The organism is Acidithiobacillus ferridurans (assembly GCF_003966655.1).
GTDB lineage: Bacteria > Pseudomonadota > Gammaproteobacteria > Acidithiobacillales > Acidithiobacillaceae > Acidithiobacillus > Acidithiobacillus ferridurans.
In genome coordinates this window covers 2,812,229-2,828,238 of the sequence record NZ_AP018795.1, presented here as the reverse complement: position 1 = coordinate 2,828,238, position 16,010 = coordinate 2,812,229, and the positions used below count along the sequence as shown (strand labels likewise).

Here is a 16,010-nt window from a genome sequence, read left to right as displayed (position 1 = left end):
GCCGGCAACAGGCCCGGCTTGTTGCCGGGACGATCGCGCCGCCGATATAAACACGCATTCTAGGGCGACCCATGGTCAGTGCATGTTGATCTGCGCCAGGGCTCATACATCAGGCGGACTAAAGCTTTCTGAAATGGCTTTCCCAGCCCAGGTAATGACGGGCTCCGTGACATTTTCCCGCTTGGCAATGTTCCGCCCGGCACCAGTGCAGGTTTTTTTCCCCCACCCGCCCCATCACCCTCCCCCCCTCCAGCACGTGCGGTTGGTCATTTAATTTCTCCTGAGCAAGCTGGCACTTCCCTCTCAACTGGGGAGATATGTCACTGTTTTGCCATGGAGATTTTTTATGGATACCAATATTCTTGGTCGTTTTACCCCACCGGCACCGGGCAGTAGCCGCCTCTTGGCTGGGGTGCTGTTGCTCCTGTCGGCAACGACTGCCGGGGCCGCCCCATTGAGCCTGCAGAGCGCAGAGGCGATCGCCCTGCGGCAAAATCCCGGTCTCGGCGCCCTGACCCAAAAGATCGCGGAATTGCAGCACCAAGCGGTGGCGGTAGCCCAACTCCCCGATCCGCACCTCGCCCTCGGTGTGGTCAACGCACCCCTCAACAACTTCTCCATGAACCAACAGCAGATGAGCATGTTGAGCGTGGGCCTGAGCCAGACTTTTCCCTCCTTTGGCAAACTGGGGCTGGAAGGGCAGCAGGCGGGGGTGGAGGCGCAGGCGGCCGCCGACACCCTGCGCGGCCAGTCTGCCGAGTTGGTGTTATTGCTGCGCCGCGCCTGGCTGCAAGCCCTCTATGCCGAAGATGCGGTAGCAACGGTCCGGCATCAGGAGCAGTTGCAGGCAGAAAGCGTGCAAGCGGCGCTGGCACTCTATCGCTCCGCGCAGGGATCTCAGGCCGATGTACTCCGCGCCCAACTGGCGCGTGACAGCTTGGCCAATGATATCAGCAAATTGCAGGCAGAGCGGGCAAGCGATCTGGCACAAATCGCGCAGATCCTGGATCTGCCGGAACCGCCGTCCATAGAAAAGCAATGGCCGAACCTGCCACCCCCGCCCACTCTTGCCCAAGCGGAAGCCCGGCTTTCCGGCCAACCCCTCCTGCGTTCCGCCCAGGCGCAAACGCGAGCCGCGCAAATTGGCGTGCAGGTGGCCAAGCGTGGCTATTGGCCGGAAGTCACGGTCAGCGTCGATTATGGCCAGGATTTCTACCCCGGCAGCCCCAACTGGCTGTCAGCGGGGGTCAACCTGAGCCTGCCCATATTCCCGGGCGATCGCCAGGACCAGGACGTCGCCGCCGCCCGGGCCAAGGCCTTGCAGGCGCAATATCGCTATGACGATCAGCACCTTGCCTTGACCCAGCAGGCGCGCGCCACCTTTGCCCGTTATGAAGCCCTCAAGGCCCAGTTGGAGCGCACCGAGCGGCAACTGCTTCCCACCGCCCGGAATGCCTTTTCCGCGACGCTCGCCGCCTACGCGGCGGGACGTGCCGAACTGAGCGCGGTGCTGCGCACCCAGAAAGAAGTGCTGGACTATGCTCTGACCCGCCTGCAATACCGCCGCGACCTGGACCTCAGCGCCGCAGAGCTGGATTTCCTCACCACCCAAGGAGCAACGCAACCATGAAGGCACGCAACTGGATCATCGGCATGGGCCTGCTGGGCATTGGTGTAGGTCTGGGGGCTGGCGCGGTGTGGTGGCTGCGAGTCCCTGCCGCGGCACCGAGTGCCAACTCCACCGCAACCCATTCTCAGGAAGGCACGCCAAAGGGACGGCATATCCTCTACTGGGCCGCCCCCATGAACCCCAAGATTCATTCGGATCACCCAATGAAGGACAGCATGGGGATGGCGTATCTCCCGGTCTATGCCTCCAGTCCGAACGCGCCCAAGGCGTCCGGCCTCAGCATCGATCCGCGCCTAGCCCAAAACCTGGGAGTGCGTCTCGTGGATGTCCAGCGCCGTCCGATGGGTCAGGCCATCCACACCGTGGGCACCGTGGCAGTGGACGAGAACCGCGTCTATTCCGTCAATCCGCGCTTCTCCGGCTGGGTGACACGCTTGAATGTCCGCGCCGTCGGTGACCCCGTGCGGCGCGGACAGGTACTCGCCGAGATTTATTCTCCCGAGCTGTATAGCGCCCAACAGGAATATCTCATTGCCCGCCGCCAGGGCGGAACGACGGAAGACTCGGCTCTGCTGGCGGCAGCCAAGGCGAAATTGCGACTGCTGGGCATGCCGGAAGGCGAGATCGCGGCCCTGGCCCAGCGCGGGACGGCGCAACGGGACGTGCCACTCCTGGCGCCTGCTTCCGGGGTGGTCGAGAGCCTCGACGTGCGCCAAGGTGGTTACGTCTCGCCCCAGACGAATATCTATGCAATCGCCAATCTCGACCGGGTATGGGTCAATGTAGCGCTCTACTCCTACCAATTGCCCTGGATACGGATCGGCAACCCCGTGCGCCTGCATCTACCGGCTTATCCCGGCAAGGCCTGGGAAGGACGTCTGAACTTTCTCTATCCGACCCTCGACGCCAAAAACCGGACGGTGACGGCACGGCTGAGCTTTCCCAATCCTGGCGGAGAGTTGCGCCCCGGCACCTACGCCACCGCCACTATTTTAGCCAGCCCCAAGGAGACCCTGGCGGTGCCCAGCAGCGCCGTACTGCGTACTGCTCAGGGAGATTACGTGATGATGGGTGAGGGCCAAGGGCACTTCCTGCCGGTACAGGTCGCCCTAGGGCCGGAAACCGACGGCTGGGTAGCCATCGACAAGGGACTCAAGGTGGGCGACCGGGTGGTGGAGAGCGCCCAGTTCCTGCTCTATTCCGAATCCCAGTTCCAGTCGGTCAAGGCCCGCATGCTGGGTGGCAACACGGCGCCCACCACGAGTGCCATGCCGGGCAGTGGACGTTCCCGGTCGCAGAACAGTGGTCTGACTCAGGGCCGGGAATCCCCGGCGCCGGCCGCTCCCGACGGGGATGCAGGCGCCCCACCGACGCCCCCGACCTCGTCCGGCCCGGGTACCACGCCCGGAATGAACAAGGGGCCAGGGAGGTCAATCCCATGATTAGGGCGATCATGCGTTGGTGTATGGAAAACCGCTTGCTGGTCATGATCGCTGTCTTGGTGTTGAGCGTCGCCGGTACGCTGGCGGTGATCAATATTCCCCTGGAGGCCATCCCCGACATCTCGCCCACCCAGGTCATCATCAAGACCTCCTATCCGGGCCAGGCTCCGCAGATCGTTCAGGATCAGGTGACCTATCCCCTGGAGACCACCCTGCAGGAGGTGCCCGGTGCCCAGGCCGTGCGCGGCTACTCGATGTTCGGGGACTCCTATGTCTACGTCCTCTTCAAGGGTGGCACCAGCATCTATCAGGCCCGTAATCTGGTACTCCAATACCTGAGCCAGGTGCAGTCCAAGCTGCCGCCGGGGATCACGCCGGCCCTTGGCCCCAACAGTTCAGGGGTGGACTGGATCTTCGAGTATGCCCTCACCGATCCCAGCGGAACTTTGAATCTAGCCCAACTCACCACCTTGCAGAACTGGTTCCTCAAGTACGAACTGCAAGGCATCTCCGGCGTCGCGGAGGTAGCTACGGTGGGGGGGATGGTGCAGGAATACCAAGTGGTGGTGAACCCCCAGAAACTCCTCGCCTACAACCTGACCCTGCCGGAGGTGGAGGCCGCCATCCGCGCCGCGAACGGGGAGACCAGCGGCTCGGTGGTGGATATGGGGGAAGCGAGTTATATCGTCCGTACCTCGGGTTACATCCATTCCCTGAAAGACCTGGAGGATGCTTCGCTGGGGGTGCGCAACGGCGTGCCCATTACACTGCGGGAGGTAGCCCGTGTGCAGTTGGGGCCGCAGTTGCCCAACGGGATCGCCGAGCTCAACGGCCACGGACAGGTGGTGGGCGGGATCGTCATGATGAACCAGGGCGGCAACGCCTACGCCCTCATCCACCAGATCGAGCGCAAGCTGAAGGAAATCCAGCCTTCCCTACCCAAGGGGGTGCAGGTCGTCACGACCTATAGCCAGGCTCCGCTCATCCAGCGCAGTATCCATACCCTGACCGGCAAGTTGCTGGAAGAATCCCTGGCGGTGGCGCTCATCTCCCTGCTCTTTCTGCTGCGTGCACGTTCGGCGCTGGTGGCGCTCATCGCCCTGCCGCTGGGGATACTGGCCGCCTTTTTCATCATGTGGTCTCTGGGGATCCCCGCCAACATCATGTCCCTGGGTGGTATCGCCATCGCCATCGGCGTGATGATGGATGCCCCCGTGGTCATGATCGAGAATATGCACAAGCATCTCGAAAGGGAGTCCGGCGCCGACCCCTGGGCGGTGGCCATGGCGGCGGCGGAGGAGGTCGGTCCGGCCCTGTTCTTCTCGCTGATCATTATCGCCGTTTCCTTCCTGCCGGTCTTCGCCCTGGGCGGCGAGGAAGGCAAGCTCTTCGCACCACTCGCCTTCACCAAGACATTTTCCGTGGCCGCCGCCGCCATACTCTCGGTAACCCTGGTGCCCATCCTCATGGCCTGGTTCATCCGCGGACGCATCCTCCCCGAAAACAAAAATCCCCTGAACCGGGCCTTGGCTTTCCTTTACCGACCCGTGATCCGCGGTGTTTTGCGCGCTCCCTGGTTCATGCTGATCATCGCTCTGCTGCTCACGGCCACCCTTTATTATCCCTGGAATCGCCTGGGCTCGGAGTTCATGCCGCCCCTGGACGAGGGGACGCTGCTTTACATGCCCGTCACCCAGGACCCGGCGGTCTCCATCGGCCAGGCGGCCATGCTCCTGCAGCAGACGGACCGCATCCTCAAGACCTTCCCCGAGGTGGAAACGGTCTTCGGTGAGGCGGGAAGGGCCCAGACAGCGACGGATCAATCGCCCCTGTCCATGTTCGATACGGTGGTGAATTTGAAGAATCCCGACCAGTGGCCAGCCGGGATGACCTTGCACAGGCTGCAAAGCAAGATGACTGAAGCCCTGAATATCCCCGGCCTGTCGAATATCTGGACACAGCCGCTCAAGGGGCGGGTGGATATGCTGACCACCGGTCTCCAGACGCCGTTAGGCATCAAGGTGGCCGGAACGGATCTCGACACCCTGAACCGCCTGGGGCAGGAGCTCCAAACGGTTTTGCGGAAGGTCCCCGGCACCCAAAGCGCCTATGCGGCCCGGGTCACCGGCGGCCGCTACATCGTCATTCACACCGACCGCGCCAAGGCCGCCCGCTACGGTCTTTCGGTGGCGGATGTGAACCGTCTGGTGGAGACGGCGATCGGTGGCGAGATCCTGACCACTGCGGTGCAAGGGCTGGAGCGCTTCCCGGTGGATCTCCGTTACCCCCGGGAACTGCGCCAGTCCCTGGCCACCCTGATGGAAAGCCGCATCGCCGCTCCCGACGGCGCCCAGATCCCTTTGGCCCAGGTGGCCGACCTCCGCATCGAGGGAGGGCCAGCCATGCTCACTAGCGACAACAGTCGGCTGAACAGTTGGATCTACATTGACCTACAGCCCGGCACCAACATCGGTGCTTATGTGCCCCGCGCCAAAGCTGCGATTGCGAAGGCCGTCGACCTTCCAGGAGGTTATACCCTCTCCTGGGTAGGCCAGTATCAGGTCATGGAGCAGGCCGCCAAACGCCTGGAGTTGGTGATCCCCGCCGTCATTCTGCTGATCGCCCTGCTCCTCTACTTCAACTTCAAGAACTGGGTGGAGGTGGCCATCATCCTGCTTACCTTGCCCTTGTCCCTGGTGGGCGGCTTCTGGCTCATCTACTGGCTCGGCTACAAGCTCTCGGTGGCCGTGGCCGTGGGCTTCATCGCCCTCGCGGGGGTGGCGGTGGAATTCGGGGTGGTGATGCTCCTCTACCTGGATCAGGCCCTTCTCCGGCGGCAGGCCCGCGACACCTTGCAGAGTTGGCATGACCTTCAGCTTGCCGTCATCGAGGGGACCATGCTGCGCCTGCGGCCGTTGGCCATGACCTTTACCCTGGTGGTAGGCGGACTCTTGCCCATTATGTTCAGCCATGGTGCCGGTGCTGATGTGATGAAGCGCATCGCCGCCCCCATGGTGGGCGGCATGTTCAGCGCCGCGTTGCTTGCACTGCTGGTGATCCCCGCCCTCTACGCCCTGTGGCAGAAACGGCGATTGGGCCTGCGGTGAAGACGGTACAGACCAGGAGAAGGCAATGGCATCAACAACGGACACACGTTATATCCTGCACCCCGTCTGGGACCCGCTGCTGCGGACCCTGCATTGGTGGCTGGCGCTTACCATCATGGCGCAATTCACCTCCGGGGCGACTCTCCTGACCCTGGGTGATGACATGTCCGCCGCTCTGATGGAAAAGATCGACATCGTCCACGATTACGGCGGCTATGCTTTTGCCGCTGGGCTAGCGCTGCGCATCATCTGGCTCTTTGTCGGCCCGCCGACGGCGCGTTGGCGCGACCTCCTGCCCCTGACGTCAGCCCAGCGCCGCATCTGGCGGGAAACCCTCGCCTGCTATCTGAGCGGCTTCCGCCGCCCGATTTCCCCCTATCGGGGGCATAACGCTTTCGCCGGCCCCGCCTATCTCGCCTTTTTTGTCATTGCCGCGGCGCAGGTGATCTTGGGGATCACCCTCTCGCTCATGAGCGATAGCCCAGCGCCGCATCTGGCGGGAAACCCTCGCCTGCTATCTGAGCGGCTTCCGCCGCCCGATTTCCCCCTATCGGGGGCATAACGCTTTCGCCGGCCCCGCCTATCTCGCCTTTTTTGTCATTGCCGCGGCGCAGGTGATCTTGGGGATCACCCTCTCGCTCATGAGCGATAGTGAGGCAATGACCTCCCCCCTCATGACGGTACATGAATGGGGTTTCTTTCTGCTGCTTGCCTTCGTCATGGTCCATGTGGCGCTGGTGATCGCGCACGAGATCGCGGGCCGCCACGGCTTGGTATCGGCCATGATCCACGGCCACAAGGGATTCACCGAGTCGGAACACCAAGCCCTTCATGCCGATTGGGACGTTGCGTTCAGTGTCCAGGCGGACCTGAGCAGCGGGACGGAAGGGCTGGACGACATTACTTCAAATAACGGAGATGACACGAAACCCAGGAATGAGTGATGGATAGACGAGCAGAATCGAATTATATCATCCACTGGATTTCTACTAAATTTATCTGAATCAATACAGGAGAGTTCGCCATGACACCGAGAACATTCCACCAGGAGATAGGTAAAGAAAGTCAGATCACGACTGTCAGATTTCGTCATGCTGCCCTACGGGGGTTTATGATGATGATCCTTTTGACCGCGCCATTATCTGCCTATGCACGCGAAGATCATGCGCCAACTAATCCAAGGTATGAGACAAAAATACTGAAAGATAAAGCAGAATATTTAACGTACACCATGATTGTACAGATCAAGGATGGTCACTGGGAGGAAGTCATTAAGGATGCCCGTGAGGTTGCCGAGATCGGTAAACGAATACAGGCAATAAACGCTTATTGATGTGACTGCTGGCGCCAGCAGACCTTTATGACGGGCAAGAACGCTGCATCTGCCGGCTGGATGGCTTGGAGTAACGGACCCCACTTTTGCGGGGAAGGGACGGTGGGCGGAAACATACTGGATGGGCACGGACTGCCTGCGCACTACTACAGAACCGCAAGTTCGCTGTCATCCGGCAAAGGCTGCTGAGGATCCAGTCAGCCGTGTGTTGCCGCGTGTTGTTATAAGGCGCCTAAGCTCCTGCGCCCCATGAGTCAAGAACGGGTAATCACCACATCTCCTTGGCGCATCCGCACCAGAATTTGGTAAATTGTAAATATCTCAAAGGGTGAGATGTTACCGCACGCCCCAACTGCTCCCGGAATCTCCGAAAATCACTGTTGCGAAAGGAGCCAAAAACACCCATCCTTAACACCGTTCGAGGCCATCATTTCAGGCACTTTGAAATGGCGCCATTCCGCCCATCAGTGACAGGTGGTAATGACAATATAATCAATATGTTGAAAAGCGCTTCTTAAGGAATATGCCAGCAACATGAACGAACTAAAAATTTTTTCTGTTACCGCCTTGCTGGCAACGCTTATCATGAGCATCCAAGCCGTATGTGCAGATGATGCCATCCAAAATCCCTGTACCGGGCCGTCCGCATTGTTCGCCCTGCTAGATCGGCCCACGGTGTCTGACAGTGCCTGCGTGGTGCAATATGGCCAAGCCGTACTGGAAGCGGGTTACCAACATGCCAACCTTACAGGAACCGGAGGCGGCACTGCCGATAATTTTCCCGAGGCGGAATTGCGCTTTGGCCTACCGGGCCACAACGAATTCGTCCTGCTGCCGCCCAACGACAATCTGCAGCAGGTCCCAGGTAGCCCACATCTCCAGGGATTCTCGTCCACTACGGTCGGTATCAAGCACGAACTGGGCTATACCAAGCACTGGCTGGGCGCCGTGGAAAGCTTGTTTACCCTGCCCTCCGGAAGCCCGGCGTTTGGCAGCCGGGGGACAGGGGTAGCTTTTAACGGTATCGTTGACTATGCCCCCAGTAACGACACTGGGATATCCTTGCAATTGGGCGTCACATCTCAGACCAATCCCGCACTCGCAGGAGGTGGTCGCTTCACGAGCGTTAATCCGGATATCACCTTTACCTGGTTGCCTTTGTGGAATCTACAGTTCTACGGCGAGGTCTACGGACAAAGCCGCACTGGGCCGGGCCTGGGGTCCGGTTTTGATGCGGATGGCGGTGTGCAGTATCTGCTTACTCCCTACTGTGAGGTGGACCTCGAAGAAGGTGTGCGCTTGAGCGGAAACCTGGGTGGATTTACCCATTACTTCGGGGCAGGGATGGGTTTCCTGTTCTGATCCGTTAGGGTCCTCAAACAAAAGAGTATTCAGATGTCCTGATAATGCAACCGCCCCTCCCTCGTCGTAACCAGGCATTGCAAAGCGATGGGGGTGCGACAATTTGCCGCATGTAACCGTATCCGTATCATCTGTAAGATAACTTACCCTGGGACGAGGAATCTGGTGTCTGTCAGCGATAATCAGTGCGACCTCGCTTTAACGGTGCCTTTGGTGTCGTGCCGGGGTGAAGGTTAAATTCCAGGTCCAATCGGGGAGGTGAACGGTCTTGCCACTGTGACCAAATATGCCGAACTCCTTCATACGCCAGCTTGCGTCATCGCAGTCCACCTCGATAGTTAGCTCCATCGAGGTAGTTAAACTATCCATCACTGCACATGATAGTGCTTGGGCCAAGGGTGAGAGCGACTGATCGCATGCTCATTGAAAAGGACGCCATCATGAATAAGCTCCTCGTCATGCTGTTCGTAATAACCGCCGTTGCAGGGTGCTCGCGTTCCGATGGCCTGGATGATAGCCATACCGTGAAATGGTACATGGCGCACGATGCCGCCGCCTACCCCTCTTTTCTTGTGGGGTTTTTTGGGCCGGCGAATTCAAATAACAACCACCCTCCCTCTGCGCCCAGGAAACCTGAAGCGTAAAAGACCTCTCGTAAGGTGTCTGGTTGTTACGTCTTTCGCCATCTGAGCAAGAGAGAGACTGGTTCACGGTCTCCACCACCCCCAGGCGTAGCCATTACGCCAAACAAAGCGTCAGACCAAAGGCCGCAACGTCTTGTGGACAGGGGTAGACAATGTTTACGACACCATTACCTGCTCCCGTAACGTAAGCAATGGTGCCGGTGCCGATGTGATGAAGCGCGTCGCCGCCCCCATGGTGGGTGGCACGTTCAGCGCCGCGTTGCAGGCACTGCTGGTGATCCCGACCCTCTACACCCTGTGGCAGAAACGGCGATTGGGCCTGCGGTGAGGATGAGGTAACTCATCCGCCCAGAATGCAGAACCCGTTAAACTGCCAATCGGTTACGCGCCAAATGTCAGCACTAAACTCTGCCCAAGCCGCTGGGGCTGTGCTATCCTTCCGGTTCCCGGACGGAGGGGGACGGGGAGCAGGCAAATTCTGCTTTCTGTTGCCGCAGTCATGCCCAGGTGGCGAAATCGGTAGACGCAAGGGACTTAAAATCCCTCGGCTTATGCCGTGCCGGTTCGAGTCCGGCCCTGGGCACCATCTTATAAACCAATTGGTTAGGCATTTTCCCCATCATGACGAAATCCTTGATAAGTCGGTTTTGATAGGATTTTGATAGGTATTAGGGTGCGCTTATAGACAGCCCCACCCAAAGAATAACCCCTGCATCTGAAGATCCGGCATGGTGCGGCCGGGGGCGATAGGGTCGGCGGTGTGCGGGTCCAGGCGTTCCGGTGGTTCGGCAATGGCATCGCGGGTTTCTCCCTTAGCAGCTTCCGGCAAATTTGCCTTATGCTGGGGTGCGGCTCCTCCTGTGCTGGTTGCCTGTCGCGCCTTCGCCTGGGCTGCGAGCATTTCACGTAATTCAAGCCCTAGTTCAGTGCGGTAATATGGTGTCAGGTTCCGGGAAAGCCGCCGCGAATGGTGATGATTTGTTCAGTTGGGCCGCCGTCATTCAAGGCGTTGCGTTGCGTTTCCAGTGTGCAGAGCCGTCCCACGTAACGATCCAGCAGCGTATGAAAAGCAGCATCTGGGTATCCGCCAGACGCCTCGGTATCCAGGATGCGGGCAATCCGCACCCGTACCAGTTCTATTTCAGTATCCAGGGTGCCGATCAGCTTCTGGGATTCACCGGCACGCTCATGATCCTCTGGCGTCCAGCGTGATGCGTAAATACCGTGGGTCTTGGCGTTTTGATTGCCGTAACCGGGGCCGGGATTAGTACCGCCATGCAACTTGCAGCGTTTCCGGCCTGTTATCGGGTAACGGCGGCATGGGGTGCCTGCGCGAGTTTTAGCGCCGCAATATGTCGGCTTCATGGGATTGTTTCGCAAAAGTCACCACGTCGAAAACCGCCGTTCACTTCCGGCGTCGGCGCGGGCAGGCCACGAGTAGCGATCTCGTCGGTGCTGAGTTCCCGTAGCCCCCCGCCCGGCTCTCTCAGCAGGTGCGCCTGGACGCTCAGGTCGGGGCGAATAACGCTAAAGACAATCTCTACCGGTTCAGGCTCAGCCGCCAGTAGAGCCTCCATCTCTGCGCGTTCTGGCTCGCTCAAGTAAGGCATTAAAGCGCTGTAGTCGTTCGGATTCACTGAGTTCATTTACACTTACCTCTGCTTTAATTTCGGAAGGGATAAGGCGTGACAGTAACGCCATAAATGCACGCGGATCTTGACGCGCCTGCTCGACAAGCCACGCTTGCCCGCCAAGCTCATCAAGCGCACCCGTAATCATATTCTTCAGACTGGCCGTAGTTCGGTTCGGGACACCCTTGCGCCTACCCATGCCGGCGTTTGGTGGCTTCCGATTTCCAGCAATCGGCACTATTTTGCTGTGCTCGTCGTCGTCATTCATGGCTGTTTTCTCCTTTGCGTTGCATTTGGGTAGCACCTCGGCTGATTGCGTGCGCTGTAGGGGCTGTATGGGGGCTTGCTGGGCGTTCATTGCAGCTCCTCCAGAGCGTTGAGATTGTTCTCTATCAAATCCGCCAGCCGTTGCCGATATTTCTTGCCGCGTCGTGGGTCGGTGGCATCGTTGAAAAACCAGCGGCGCGGATCGGGGCCGGGGTTGCAGAACATGGTACGCAAGGCCACATCCTTTAATGTGTGGCTGGGCACTGCGGCGGTCAGGTAGTCGGAATGAACCATGTGGCGCGGGGCCATGAGTTCGGGATGATCGGCATAATTCACCCAATCGCCAGCAACGCCAATGGGCCGGTATTCCCGATTCAGCAGTACCATGTCGGTGGTGTTTGGGACGTTATGCCAGCAGTACGGCAGATGGATAACGGCCTCTCTGGGCAGGCGGCAGCCCAGTACGTCCAGCGCGCGCCTCAGCGAGTGGACAACGGCATTCGTTCTCCTGAAAAGGTGGCTGGCCTCACAAATCATGATTGCACCCCCGAAAACTCAGGGCACTGACGCGGTGCCGTTGGAAAAGCCGCTCGGTAGTCTCCACGATTCCCGGCTGGCGGTTGCCCGTCCACGGTCGCCAAACATCGGCCAATGGATAGCGGTTGCGGTCCAGGTTGGAAGCGGCAGCATTGCCCACAGGATACCCGCTGAGGGGCCATAGCTGGCGTTGGCTGCATCGTATCGGCTGGGGTGGTATCAGTGGTGCTCATGGCCGGTGCCGCATTCATGAGACGGTGGAGGATGGCGCCATGTTGTTCCGGGGTGAGTTCAGTCATGTCAGCGAAGCCGGGAACATCGCCGGGATCTTCGCCAAGGGATGACTCGGCCTGAATCGCCAGGCGTTCGGCCATTGCGTAATCGTCCACGCATTGATCAGACGGAAGCGGGGTGAACATCGGTTCCGCGTCACAGACTATTCTTGCCGGGGGCAAGTAGCCGGAATCAATGTTCACCATGTTCACCACGTTCACCTTTTGCAGTTCAGCCAGTAATTCAGCCTTGTTTTGCTTGATAATGTGGACCAGCCGGGCGGGGATGCCCTGAAACTTGAGCTTGTCCCCCTCGGCGGCGATGGTGCCGCCCGCCTTCGTGATCTCGATCAGCAGCTTTTTCGCGCTCATATTTCACCGTCCACTAAATCATCAGCGCCGGCAGCGGGATCATCATCTGTATCCCAGCACAACGGGCAACCTGAGCCGCCGCATTGGGGGCAGGTTTCCACTGTTTGGGGTTCCGGTTTCTGGGATGGGTGAACTTGGTGAACTTGGTGAACTTCATTTCCCGGTACTTGGGGCTGGGGAGAATAGTCCGGTGCCTGTACGTGAAGTACACAATGAACCCCATCCTTCCGCCGGGTGTTGTCCACGCGGGCGATGATCCCCATTTGACGAAGCGCCGGGGCATATCGCCGCATGGCATCCGCAAGCCCTTTTGGGCTGCGCGGCCAGTATTCGTCTCGTTCGTGATCCGGCTTGTGCTCGGTGAGTATTTCCAGCAATCCCTTGACGGTGCCCACGTACCGATTGCCGCGATCCACATAGGCCACCATCGCCGCCGCTACGGGGCTTGCATCAATCGTCCGGCCTATCGCGGTGCGTCGGTGATCGGTGTAGAGAGCGAGGAAGTGGCCTTCCGTGTATCCCTGCACTCGGGCGATGGCTTCACCCAACGTTGCAAAATCCGCCATGCGTGGCCGCTGTTCAGGGGGGATGTTTACCGAAGGCAGGATGGCTAAGGCTTCGCTGAACAGCGTCAACAGAGCACCCATGATTCCAGGTGCCGCCGCTTCGGTGGCCGTACTGATCTCGTCGTCAGTTCTTCGTACCATGATCTCGGGCAGGGTTATAGAGACTGCGCGATCCAGCAGATCGGGGCGGAGCACGACCGGGGAAATGCCGTTCAGCGCCACAGGGCAATGCGCCGTGAGCGTAGATTCTTCCCCATTCGTATAAAGCTGTCTCGCCGCGTAACCTCCACCCGTGCAGCAGGTGCAAAGCGCGTCGGACTGGTCGTTCGACAATCCGCTGAGATTTTCGTAACTGAGCAAGTGGGAGTTGCTGGCGCTGACGTAGATATCCTCAACTGTTTTTGGTTTCCCGCGTAGCTCCACTTGGTTAGGGTCAACGAAGCGCCGGAATGTGCGCTGTGCTGTGGACTTCGCCGCGCCTTGTTCCCCGGTGAGTTCCAGCAGGGCGTAGGGGGTATCTGGCCGGAAGCACTCGAGGATCCACGTCAGCACCAGCAGTCTTTCCTGCTTCGGCACGTTCACCAGATTCCAGAGCACGTCAACGCTGCCACCAGATACCGGCTCGGGAAGCGCCCTGGTGGCCTTGGTTCGGATGAATCGTACGGGCGGATCGTTCATGATGCGCCAGCCGGTCGCGGTTATCAGAATCGCCCGCCATTGGTCATCTCCAACATCCAGCCAGTACCCGGAGGAGTCTTTGCCGACCCGCCGCCGAGGTTCGTGCTCGTCACCGTCAAACTTGGCTTGACCGGCGAGAGCATTGCAGGCGCTTTTTACGGTCTCCGCTGATGGTGCCGTGCCCATCTCAGAATGAGCCAGCCAGGACAACCAATCCCGGAAGCCGGTGGAGTCAACGCGCCAATGTTCGCGGTGCCCGTCGCGTTCCAAACTGGCAAAACCGTTACCATCTCCATCATGCCAGAGTTCACAACGGGATGCGGCCAAATCCGCCAGCTCAGTGGCTTGGCTGCCGTCGCCGTCGCCACCGGAGGGGCTAATAAATTTGTCCAGTGTCCCCACATTGATCTTGCTGCACGCTGATTTAATCTCTGCGCGCCAAGCCTGGTATTCGCCGGGATCGTTATCCATGAGCGATTTCAACGTCGCGGCATGGGGCTTGAGCGATCTCCAGAATGCTGGCGCGTCTCCCGCTTGGGCGATGGCTAGAAGCTCGGCCATTGCAACCGTCGTTGAATCCACTGGCGCCTCCGGCTCCGGCAGGTCTTCAGCACCAGCGACAGGATCAGGGACAACTGACCGGTGCGGCGCCGGCGGCTCGAAGTCATCGCCATAGGGCGGTATGTTTTGCGTCCAATCTTCGGAATCGTCAAACATGCGCCACCCCCTGAGATTTCCGCCATACCGACCAGTCGTTGAAGTCGCTGAGTCCTTCTGGTGCATCCTTCGGGAACCTCGGCCAGATCCATTTCGCATGGCTGGCAACGGCGGCGGCTTTTGCCTTCGCCATCCCGATTTCGTCAGCGTCCGCAGCGACAACCAAATCAATCTGGGGGAATCGGCGGCGGGCTTCGACTGCCACGGCCTGAAGGTTTCCGCAGTCCAGCGCAGCGAGGACCACGGCCTCCGGCGAGAGTGCTGCCAAGCTCTGACCAGTGGCCCAGCCTTCACATATCAGCAGCCGCTTTCCCGGCTCCGGCTTCTTCCCATTTACTGGAATAAAACCGCCTTGCTTGTGCATCCCTTTGGTAAAGCGTTTTTCACCTGTAGGACTTATGGTCTGGATCCCGCGTAAGGGCCCCGGAAAATCCACGATAGGCAGAATCAGCATGTCTCCACGCTGGCGGGCAATACCGGGCGCAACGCCCTTGCGCTGCAAATACGGATGCGCTGGGTCCGCTGGCGCTGCATCGGCCCATATACTGATAGCCTTGGCTGAGGCTGCCGCATGGCGGGCTTCCTGTTCCTGTTCACGTTCGCGCTGAATGGCCCGTATGCGCTCGCGGTCGGCATCGGTGGCAGTGGACGCGCCATGTACCCAGTGATGCGTCTGGCCGGTTTTCCAGCTTCCGAAAATGCCAGCAGGTCGGCCATCGCTGAACCCACGCCAATAACCGTTGCGGGTTCCGGGTTTATCGCCCTGGACGTGGTAGCGAACGATGCCGGGAGTATCGAACTCGATTGTGTCCGGCTTGCTTGGCGTCAGGCCACATGCGGCCATATCGCTTAACACTTCGTTGGTAGGGGTCATCCCAGCACCCCCGCAATTTCGGCCAGGGCTTCCCGGATCAGCGCCAGGTCGTCGGCGGTGAGTGCAGCGTGTTGGACTGCCCTGCTCGCTGTCCAGAGATGGAAAATTGCACGGCGACCGCGTGGGCTGGTATGCTTCTGTGCGAGTGTGTTGCTGTGTGCCGCCGGGGTGCCCGCCCCGGTTTTCTTTTGGGCGGCGCTCATGCCGCCGCCTCCAGCCATTTATCAAGCTCATCCCTTAACCACACAACTGCGCCGGGTGATAACTTCCGGGGCTGCGGGGCTTTGCCCTCGCTGACATACCGCAAGAAAGTTGATCTTCCCAGCCCGCAATACTTCGCCGCTGCCTGGGCGCGTAACCCGCGTTGTTCGGTAATTGTTTTCATGTGTATCGGTCCTCTAAATGAATACCGATACCCAATCTATCCCCTATTTTGTGTCGTGCAACAATGTCCGGTTATGTCCCTTCCGTGCTCTATTGATGCCGGACTAAAGACAATAAAAATCCGGCGGTTAGGCCGGTTTCGTGTTTTCACTGCGAATGGAAAAGCTGTTACCTATTGTTGCTGAGCTATTACC

The 16,010-nt window shown here is 59.5% G+C and carries 18 protein-coding genes, 1 tRNA gene and 1 pseudogene; 10 read left to right on the top strand and 10 right to left on the bottom strand.

Annotated features, from left to right (window positions below; translation table 11 throughout):
• The first annotated feature begins 346 nt into the window (after window positions 1–346).
• The 10 genes and pseudogenes from AFERRID_RS14595 to AFERRID_RS14550 all read left to right on the top strand — a co-directional run bounded on the left by AFERRID_RS14595 (window position 347) and on the right by AFERRID_RS14550 (window position 10,104).
• A complete protein-coding gene (locus AFERRID_RS14595) occupies window positions 347–1,630 on the top strand; it encodes a TolC family protein (RefSeq protein WP_126605600.1) in 1,284 nt (427 codons plus the stop codon).
• Window positions 1,627–3,076 (top strand): annotated as a pseudogene (locus tag AFERRID_RS14590) (efflux RND transporter periplasmic adaptor subunit). Before AFERRID_RS14595 ends, AFERRID_RS14590 begins: the two are co-directional and overlap by 4 nt.
• Window positions 3,069–6,179, top strand: coding sequence for an efflux RND transporter permease subunit (locus AFERRID_RS14585; protein WP_126605598.1), 3,111 nt, complete (start codon window positions 3,069–3,071; stop codon window positions 6,177–6,179). The pseudogene AFERRID_RS14590 and the gene AFERRID_RS14585 overlap by 8 nt, the downstream one beginning before the upstream one ends.
• A 25-nt stretch (window positions 6,180–6,204) precedes the next feature.
• The gene (locus AFERRID_RS14580; RefSeq protein WP_232027629.1) at window positions 6,205–6,741 is read left to right on the top strand and encodes a cytochrome b/b6 domain-containing protein; all 537 of its coding nucleotides are present in this window, start codon (window positions 6,205–6,207) and stop codon (window positions 6,739–6,741) included.
• A 58-nt stretch (window positions 6,742–6,799) separates the two neighbouring features.
• The gene (locus tag AFERRID_RS14575; RefSeq protein ID WP_407923812.1) at window positions 6,800–7,123 is read left to right on the top strand and encodes a hypothetical protein; all 324 of its coding nucleotides are present in this window, start codon (window positions 6,800–6,802) and stop codon (window positions 7,121–7,123) included.
• An 80-nt stretch (window positions 7,124–7,203) separates the two neighbouring features.
• Window positions 7,204–7,512 carry a hypothetical protein gene (locus AFERRID_RS14570; RefSeq protein WP_113525588.1) on the top strand — a complete coding sequence of 103 codons (309 nt, stop codon included), beginning with the start codon at window positions 7,204–7,206 and terminating at the stop codon, window positions 7,510–7,512.
• Between the two features lie 534 nt (window positions 7,513–8,046).
• Window positions 8,047–8,874, top strand: a complete 828-nt coding sequence (locus AFERRID_RS14565; RefSeq protein WP_113525589.1) for a transporter family protein — start codon at window positions 8,047–8,049, stop codon at window positions 8,872–8,874.
• Between the two features lie 440 nt (window positions 8,875–9,314).
• Window positions 9,315–9,518: a hypothetical protein gene (locus AFERRID_RS14560; RefSeq protein WP_113525876.1), complete on the top strand. Its 204-nt coding sequence runs from the start codon at window positions 9,315–9,317 to the stop codon at window positions 9,516–9,518.
• Window positions 9,519–9,651: 133 nt separating this feature from the next.
• Complete coding sequence (locus AFERRID_RS14555; RefSeq protein WP_126605597.1) at window positions 9,652–9,846, top strand: hypothetical protein; 195 nt, start codon at window positions 9,652–9,654, stop codon at window positions 9,844–9,846.
• 173 nt (window positions 9,847–10,019) lie between these two features.
• Window positions 10,020–10,104: transfer RNA gene (locus tag AFERRID_RS14550), tRNA-Leu, on the top strand.
• A 93-nt stretch (window positions 10,105–10,197) separates the two neighbouring features.
• On the opposite strand, the gene AFERRID_RS14545 is transcribed toward AFERRID_RS14550, so the two are convergent.
• From AFERRID_RS14545 to AFERRID_RS16290, 10 genes are all read right to left on the bottom strand, one after another.
• Complete coding sequence (locus AFERRID_RS14545; RefSeq protein WP_126605596.1) at window positions 10,198–10,419, bottom strand: hypothetical protein; 222 nt, start codon at window positions 10,417–10,419, stop codon at window positions 10,198–10,200.
• 41 nt (window positions 10,420–10,460) lie between these two features.
• The gene (locus AFERRID_RS14540) at window positions 10,461–10,883 is read right to left on the bottom strand and encodes an HGGxSTG domain-containing protein (protein WP_151528144.1); all 423 of its coding nucleotides are present in this window, start codon (window positions 10,881–10,883) and stop codon (window positions 10,461–10,463) included.
• On the bottom strand, window positions 10,880–11,095 hold the full coding sequence (locus AFERRID_RS14535) for a hypothetical protein (protein ID WP_126605594.1): 216 nt from the start codon (window positions 11,093–11,095) through the stop codon (window positions 10,880–10,882). The genes AFERRID_RS14540 and AFERRID_RS14535 overlap by 4 nt, the downstream gene beginning before the upstream one ends.
• Window positions 11,073–11,417, bottom strand: a complete 345-nt coding sequence (locus tag AFERRID_RS14530) for a hypothetical protein (RefSeq protein ID WP_126605593.1) — start codon at window positions 11,415–11,417, stop codon at window positions 11,073–11,075. Before AFERRID_RS14530 ends, AFERRID_RS14535 begins: the two co-directional genes overlap by 23 nt.
• Before the next feature lie 86 nt (window positions 11,418–11,503).
• The gene (locus AFERRID_RS14525; RefSeq protein ID WP_126605592.1) at window positions 11,504–11,953 is read right to left on the bottom strand and encodes a hypothetical protein; all 450 of its coding nucleotides are present in this window, start codon (window positions 11,951–11,953) and stop codon (window positions 11,504–11,506) included.
• Window positions 11,950–12,597, bottom strand: coding sequence for a hypothetical protein (locus tag AFERRID_RS14520; RefSeq protein WP_126605591.1), 648 nt, complete (start codon window positions 12,595–12,597; stop codon window positions 11,950–11,952). Before AFERRID_RS14520 ends, AFERRID_RS14525 begins: the two co-directional genes overlap by 4 nt.
• Window positions 12,594–14,558 (bottom strand): hypothetical protein, encoded by a 1,965-nt coding sequence (locus tag AFERRID_RS14515; protein ID WP_126605590.1) that lies wholly within the window; start codon window positions 14,556–14,558, stop codon window positions 12,594–12,596. The genes AFERRID_RS14520 and AFERRID_RS14515 overlap by 4 nt, the downstream gene beginning before the upstream one ends.
• Window positions 14,551–15,432, bottom strand: coding sequence for a toprim domain-containing protein (locus AFERRID_RS14510; RefSeq protein ID WP_172959386.1), 882 nt, complete (start codon window positions 15,430–15,432; stop codon window positions 14,551–14,553). Before AFERRID_RS14510 ends, AFERRID_RS14515 begins: the two co-directional genes overlap by 8 nt.
• Complete coding sequence (locus AFERRID_RS15215; RefSeq protein WP_172959385.1) at window positions 15,429–15,635, bottom strand: hypothetical protein; 207 nt, start codon at window positions 15,633–15,635, stop codon at window positions 15,429–15,431. Before AFERRID_RS15215 ends, AFERRID_RS14510 begins: the two co-directional genes overlap by 4 nt.
• On the bottom strand, window positions 15,632–15,817 hold the full coding sequence (locus tag AFERRID_RS16290; protein ID WP_126605588.1) for a helix-turn-helix transcriptional regulator: 186 nt from the start codon (window positions 15,815–15,817) through the stop codon (window positions 15,632–15,634). The genes AFERRID_RS15215 and AFERRID_RS16290 overlap by 4 nt, the downstream gene beginning before the upstream one ends.
• Window positions 15,818–16,010 lie beyond the last annotated feature (193 nt).